This window comes from Clostridium sp. DFI.5.61 (assembly GCF_024462915.1).
In the GTDB taxonomy this organism is placed as follows: domain Bacteria; phylum Bacillota; class Clostridia; order Oscillospirales; family Oscillospiraceae; genus Lawsonibacter; species Lawsonibacter asaccharolyticus.
On record NZ_JANGBZ010000008.1, the window covers coordinates 93,042 to 99,041 of the forward strand.

The following is a 6,000-nucleotide window of genomic DNA, read 5'->3' on the forward strand; positions in this document are numbered from 1 at the left end:
TAAGATAGGGGACGACTTCCGACATGAGGTGACTGAGCTGTGAGAATGAGAAAAAAGCCCAATCTGATCCCACGGATGGACCGATGCCGGGACCGGATGATCCCAGATCCGGTGGAGCTGCGGGGACACTGGCGGGACCTGATGCCCCAGGCGCGGGAACTGCGGGTAGAGCTGGGATGCGGGAAGGGACGCTTTACCGCAGAGACCGCAGGGCTGGAGCCGGATGTCCTGTTCGTGGCGGTGGAGCGGGTGCCGGATGCCATGATCGTGGCGATGGAGCGGGTGGTGGAGAAAGGGCTGTCCAATGTCTTTTTTGTGGACGGGGATGCGGCTCGCCTGCGGGACTATTTTTCTCCGGGGGAGGCCGACCGGATCTACATCAATTTCTGCGACCCATGGCCCTCCAACAAGCACGCCCGGCGGCGGCTCACCCACGAGAACTTCTTGGTGCTGTACCGGGGGGTCCTGCGGGACGGGGGACAGATCCACTTCAAGACGGACAACCGGGAGCTGTTTGAGTACTCCCTGTTCCAATTCCCCAAAGCGGGCTATGAGCTGTCTGAGGTGACCCGGGACCTGCATGGGAACGGGGTCTGCGGGATTATGACGGATTATGAGGAGAAGTTCCATGATTTGGGGACGCCCATCAACCGCTGCGTGGGGACCAAACTGCACCTGGAGCAGGAGCCGAAGTTTCGGCCCATCGCCGGGCCCCGGGATCTGGCGCCGCAGGACGGCGGCAAGGTGCTGGCGGAGGACCGATAAAGAAAGAGCAGTACCGCGGCGGCCTTTTCCGCCGCGGTACTGTTTTCTGATAGACCGCTGTATGTCCGGCCTTACTGCCCCTGATAGAGCGGATATTTCCCGGTCAGCTCCTTGACTTGGGCCCGCAGGCTGTCGATCTTGTCCTCAAAATCGGCCTGGGCGGCCTGACAGATCAGCCGGCCCACGGTCCGCATCTCTTCCTCCCGGAAGCCGCGGGAGGTAACGGCGGGGGTGCCCACCCGGATGCCGGAGGTGACGAAGGGCTTTTCCGGGTCGTTGGGGATGGCGTTTTTATTGACAGTGATATATACCTCATCCAGACGGTGCTCCATCTCCTTGCCGGTGAGATGGGCAGGGCGCAGGTCTACCAGCATCAGGTGGTTGTCCGTGCCGCCGGAGACCAGGTCCAGGCCGCCCTCCATAATGGACTCTGCCAGGACGGCAGCGTTTTTGACGATCTGCTGCTGATAGGCCTTAAATTCCGGCCGGAGTGCTTCGCCCAGCGCCACCGCCTTGGCGGCGATGATGTGCTCCAGGGGGCCGCCCTGGGAGCCGGGGAAGATGGCGGAGTTCAGCTTTTTGGCGATCTCCGGATCGTTGCACAGCAACATGCCGCCCCTGGGTCCGCGGAGGGTCTTGTGGGTGGTGGTGGAGACCACGTCAGCGTAGGGGATAGGGGATGGATGGAGCCCGGCGGCCACCAGGCCGGCGATGTGAGCCATGTCCACGAACAGGTAGGCCCCCACCTCGTGGGCGATCTCCGCGAAGCACTGGAAGTCAATGATACGGGGATAAGCGGAGGCACCGGCGATGATCATTTTGGGGCGGTGACGTCTGGCCAGATCTCGAACCTGGTCATAGTCGATGCGGTGGGTTACGGGGTCTACGCCGTAGGCCACCATTTTGTACTGCTTCCCGGAGAAGTTGACGGGGGAGCCGTGGGTCAGGTGGCCGCCATTGTCCAGGCTCATGCCCAAGACGGTGTCGCCATACTGGCAGAGGGCTTGGTAGACAGCGTAGTTTGCCTGTGCGCCGGAATGGGGCTGTACATTGGCAAAGCCGGCGCCGAAGAGCTGCCTGGCCCGCTGGATGGCGATGTCCTCCACTACATCTACGCACTGGCAGCCGCCGTAATACCGTTTTCCGGGGTAGCCCTCCGCGTATTTGTTGGTGAGCACCGTACCGGCAGCGGCCAGAACGGCGGAGCTGACCACGTTCTCCGAGGCGATGAGTTCGATGTTCTGCTGCTGGCGGTCATATTCCGCCTGAATTGCCCTGCCGACCTCGGGGTCGGCGGCGGTGATGAAATCCATGGCTTCCTGGACCAATGGGAACACTCCTTTGTCAGTTGATGCCCGGCGGGGCCGGGGCCGTCTTCCCTATTATAGCAGATGGGGCGGAAATTACAATGAAAATAGGGAAGAAAGGGAGAGCTTGCTTTACAAGGACCGGGGTGCTGGTGTAAGATATGGGGGAAGAAGCCCCGATGTAAAGACCAGCAGGGGAGAGGCCGTCCTGACCTTTGGCCCCTCTGACTGGGAGCGGGAGTGAGGGGCGCAGGCCCCGGATATGACAGGACAGGCCTCGCCTAAAGGGCGGAGCGGTCCGAAAGGTGTGAGACAGGATGAAAACCATAGAAGAGATCTGGAGCATTGTCAATGGGCTGAAGGAGCTCTACCCGGATGGGGTCTGCTCTCTGGATTACAGAAAGGACTATGAGCTGCTGTTCTCGGTGCGTCTGGCGGCTCAGTGCACCGATGAGCGGGTGAACAAGGTGACACCGGCCCTCTATGCCCGCTTCCCTACCCTGGAGGCGCTGGCGGAGGCGGACATCGCGGAGGTGGAGAGGTACATCCACTCCACCGGCTTTTTCCGGGCCAAGGCGAAGGACATCGTGCTGGCCTCCCAGATGCTTCTGCGGGACTACGGAGGGCGGGTGCCGGACACCATGGAGGAGCTGCTGAAGCTGCCCGGGGTGGGCCGGAAGACGGCCAACCTGATCCTGGGGGACGTGTACCACACCCCGGGGGTGGTGGTGGCGGATACTCACTGCATCCGCATTTCCGGCCTTCTGGGCCTGACCGACGGCACCAAGGACCCGGGAAAGGTGGAGCAGCAGCTGCGGGCCATCCTGCCGCCGGAGGAGTCCAACGACTTCTGCCACCGGCTGGTCCTCCACGGGCGTGCTGTGTGCATCGCACGCCGTCCCCAGTGCCAGAGTTGCGTCCTGCGGCCCTGGTGTGACCACTTCGCAAAGAGCGGGCAGACAGCCCGGGGGACAGAAGGGAGAGAGCCAGCATGATTGGATACGGCGGATTCGGCATGGCCAACGCCATGTTCACCATTGTCCCCATTTTTATCGGGGTTGTCTTCGTGCTGATCCTGGCGGGCATTGCAGTCCAAGCGGTCCGTGGGGCCGCCCAGTGGAAGCGGAACAACGACGCCCCGGTGCTGACAGTGGAGGCGGAGGTGGCGGCCAAGCGCATGGACGTGCGCACCTACCGCCACGGGGGGACTGAGCACAGCAGGAGACATGCCTCCAGCCGGACCTATTACTACGCCACTTTTCAGGTGGAGAGCGGGGACCGGATGGAGCTGGAAGTGCCCGACATGGAGTACGGCCTTCTGGTGGAGGGGGACCGGGGGCGGCTGACCTTCCAGGGCACCCGCTTTCAGGGGTTCCGCCGCACATGAGTGGAGAGACCGAATGAGGGGAGAAGCGGACCAGTGGAAAAAGTGAATCGCTGGATCTTTTATATTCTGGGGATGGTGGTCCTGGCGGCGGGGATCACCCTGAACACAAAGACGGGGCTGGGGGTATCTCCCATCATCTCAGTGGCCTACTGTGTGTCCCAGATCTTTGAGCTGAATTTCGGCGACATGACCTTTGTGCTCTACGGGATCTTTGTGGTGGTGCAGCTGTTTCTCCGGGAGCGGCGGGAGCGGCTGGCCACACTGCTGCAATTTCCCCTGAGCCTGGTGTTCAGCCGGCTGCTGAATCTGTGCAGCGCCTGCATCCCCTATCAGGCGGCGGCCCACAGCCTGCCGGAAAATCTGGCGGTGCTGGCCCTGGCCATCGTGCTGACGGGGGTGGGGGTGGCCCTCACCGTCAACATGCGGCTGGTCCCCAACCCGGGGGACGGCATCGTCCAGGCGGTGGCCCAGAGGATGGGCTGGGATCAGGGCTTTGCCAAGAACGTGTTTGATTTGGGCTGCGTGGCAGCAACGGTGTGCCTGGGCCTGCTGCTGACCGGGCGGATCGTGGGGATCGGCCTGGGCACTCTGCTGGCCATGGTGGGGGTTGGGCGGGTGATCGCCCTGGTAAACCATTGGACCAAAGCGGGCATGTGCCGGCTGGCCGGCGTAGCATAAACGGGAGGACAAGAAATGAGCGGAAAAGGATCAGAGGCCCGGCTGACCCACGGCGGGGACCCGCGCTTCCGGGAGCTGGTCCGGGCGATGGACCGGGAGTATGGGGAGCGGTTTGGGGCAGCGGCCCTGAAGTGCCGGAGCTGCCACGGCCTGGATGACATCCGGCAGGCCTGCCTGCTCCTGCGGGACGGGCAGGTGGTGGCCTGCGGCGCCTTCCGGGCGATGGAGGAGGGCACAGCGGAACTGAATCGGGTCTATGTCCGTCCAGAACACCGCCGCCGGGGGTGTGCCAGGCAGGTGGTGGAGGTGTTGGAGCTCCAGGCCCTGTTTCAGGGCTTTGGCCGCATGGTGATGGAGATAGGCCGGGATATTCCGGAAGCGATATCCCTTTACAGAAAAATGGGATACCGGGAGATCGAGACTCTCACCATCTTTGCGGACAACAAGGACACCCTGTGCATGGAAAAGGAGCTGCTGTGAGCGGCGGGTCCAGGGGCGGGCGCCCCTGGAGGGAAAGGGAGTGTTGGAATGGCTTACCGGCCATTGGCAGATGAGATACGGCCCCAGACCCTGGATGAAGTGGTGGGGCAGAAGCATATTTTAGGCAGGGAGGGCCTGCTCCGCCGGATCATCGAGGGGGGTGACATCCCCAACCTGATCTTTTACGGTCCCTCGGGTACCGGAAAGACCACGGTGGCCAACATCATCGCCCGGCGGACCAACCGGCCCCTGCACCGGCTGAACGCCACTACCGCGTCCATCAGTGACATCAAAGAGATCATCGCAGACATCGGGACCCTGATGGCCCCGGAAGGAGTTCTCCTTTACCTGGATGAGATCCAGTATTTCAACAAGAAGCAGCAGCAGTCCCTGCTGGAGTTCATGGAGAACGGCAAAATCACCCTCATTGCCTCCACCACGGAGAACCCCTTTTTCTACGTGTTCGGGGCAGTGCTCTCCCGGTCCACCGTGTTCGAGTTCAAGCCCATCACCGCGGAGGACGCCCTGCCCGCCATCGACCGAGGGGTGTCCATCCTGGAGGGGCGCCTGGGGGGCGGATTGGTGCTGGAGGAGGGGGTGCGGGAGCACATTGCTGCCTCCTGCGGCGGTGACATCCGAAAGGCCATGAACGCCCTGGAGCTGCTGGCCTCGGCGGCGAAAAGGGAGCAAGGAAAATTCCTTGTCACTTTGTCGGACGCCCAGACGGCGGCCCAGAAGTCCGCTATGCGGTATGATCGGGAGGGGGACAATCACTTTGATATTGCCTCCGCCCTGATGAAATCTATGCGAGGTTCAGACCCGGATGCGGCGGTCCATTATCTGGCCCGGCTGCTGGAGGCGGGGGACCTGATCACGGCCATCCGCCGCATCCTCTGCTCTGCCAGTGAGGACATCGGCCTGGCCTATCCCCAGGCGGTGCCCATCGTAAAGGCCTGCGTGGACAGCGCCCTTCAGCTGGGGCTGCCTGAGGCAAGGCTGCCGCTGGCCCAGGCGGCCATCCTTCTGGCAACCGCTCCCAAGTCCAACACGGCCTGCATGGCCATTGACGCGGCTATGGCCGACGTGAAGGCAGGACTGGCGGGGGACATCCCACGGGAGCTCCAGAATGTCCATGCCGACTCGGCGGGGATGGAGCGGGAGCAGGGCTACCTCTACCCCCATAACTTCCCGGGCCACTGGGTGCGGCAGCAGTACCTGCCCAATGAGCTGAAAGACAGAAAATATTATCAGTACGGGGACAACAAGACAGAGCAGGCCGCCCGGCGCTACTGGGAGGAGATCAAGAAATAGGAGACCGCCCCCAGCGGGCGCTGTTGAGGCCAAAGGCCCCGCGGCGGGCGGGGCCACCCCCGCCCCCCGCGG

At 62.9% G+C, this 6,000-nt stretch carries 7 protein-coding genes; 6 read left to right on the forward strand and 1 reads right to left on the reverse strand.

The annotated features are described in order from the left end of the window. The first annotated feature begins 45 nt into the window (after positions 1-45). Positions 46-765, forward strand: a complete 720-nt coding sequence (trmB, locus tag NE584_RS06320) for a tRNA (guanosine(46)-N7)-methyltransferase TrmB (RefSeq protein WP_242850397.1) — start codon at positions 46-48, stop codon at positions 763-765. Positions 766-836: 71 nt separating this feature from the next. On the opposite strand, the gene glyA is transcribed toward trmB, so the two are convergent. Further along, positions 837-2,093: a serine hydroxymethyltransferase gene (gene glyA / locus NE584_RS06325; RefSeq protein WP_272867227.1), complete on the reverse strand. Its 1,257-nt coding sequence runs from the start codon at positions 2,091-2,093 to the stop codon at positions 837-839. A 296-nt stretch (positions 2,094-2,389) separates the two neighbouring features. On the opposite strand from glyA, the gene nth reads away from it, so the two are divergent. Genes nth through NE584_RS06350 form a run of 5 tightly spaced genes read left to right on the forward strand, consistent with a single transcriptional unit; the run spans position 2,390 to position 5,928 of the window. After that, positions 2,390-3,067 carry an endonuclease III gene (gene nth, locus NE584_RS06330; protein ID WP_050624038.1) on the forward strand — a complete coding sequence of 226 codons (678 nt, stop codon included), beginning with the start codon at positions 2,390-2,392 and terminating at the stop codon, positions 3,065-3,067. Then, positions 3,064-3,459: a DUF2500 domain-containing protein gene (locus tag NE584_RS06335; RefSeq protein ID WP_077138741.1), complete on the forward strand. Its 396-nt coding sequence runs from the start codon at positions 3,064-3,066 to the stop codon at positions 3,457-3,459. The genes nth and NE584_RS06335 overlap by 4 nt, the downstream gene beginning before the upstream one ends. 33 nt (positions 3,460-3,492) lie before the next feature. Further along, positions 3,493-4,137, forward strand: a complete 645-nt coding sequence (locus NE584_RS06340; protein WP_256182264.1) for a YitT family protein — start codon at positions 3,493-3,495, stop codon at positions 4,135-4,137. A gap of 15 nt (positions 4,138-4,152) precedes the next feature. Beyond that, positions 4,153-4,617 (forward strand): GNAT family N-acetyltransferase, encoded by a 465-nt coding sequence (locus NE584_RS06345; protein ID WP_256182266.1) that lies wholly within the window; start codon positions 4,153-4,155, stop codon positions 4,615-4,617. A gap of 48 nt (positions 4,618-4,665) precedes the next feature. Continuing rightward, positions 4,666-5,928: a replication-associated recombination protein A gene (locus tag NE584_RS06350; protein WP_050624041.1), complete on the forward strand. Its 1,263-nt coding sequence runs from the start codon at positions 4,666-4,668 to the stop codon at positions 5,926-5,928. Positions 5,929-6,000 lie beyond the last annotated feature (72 nt).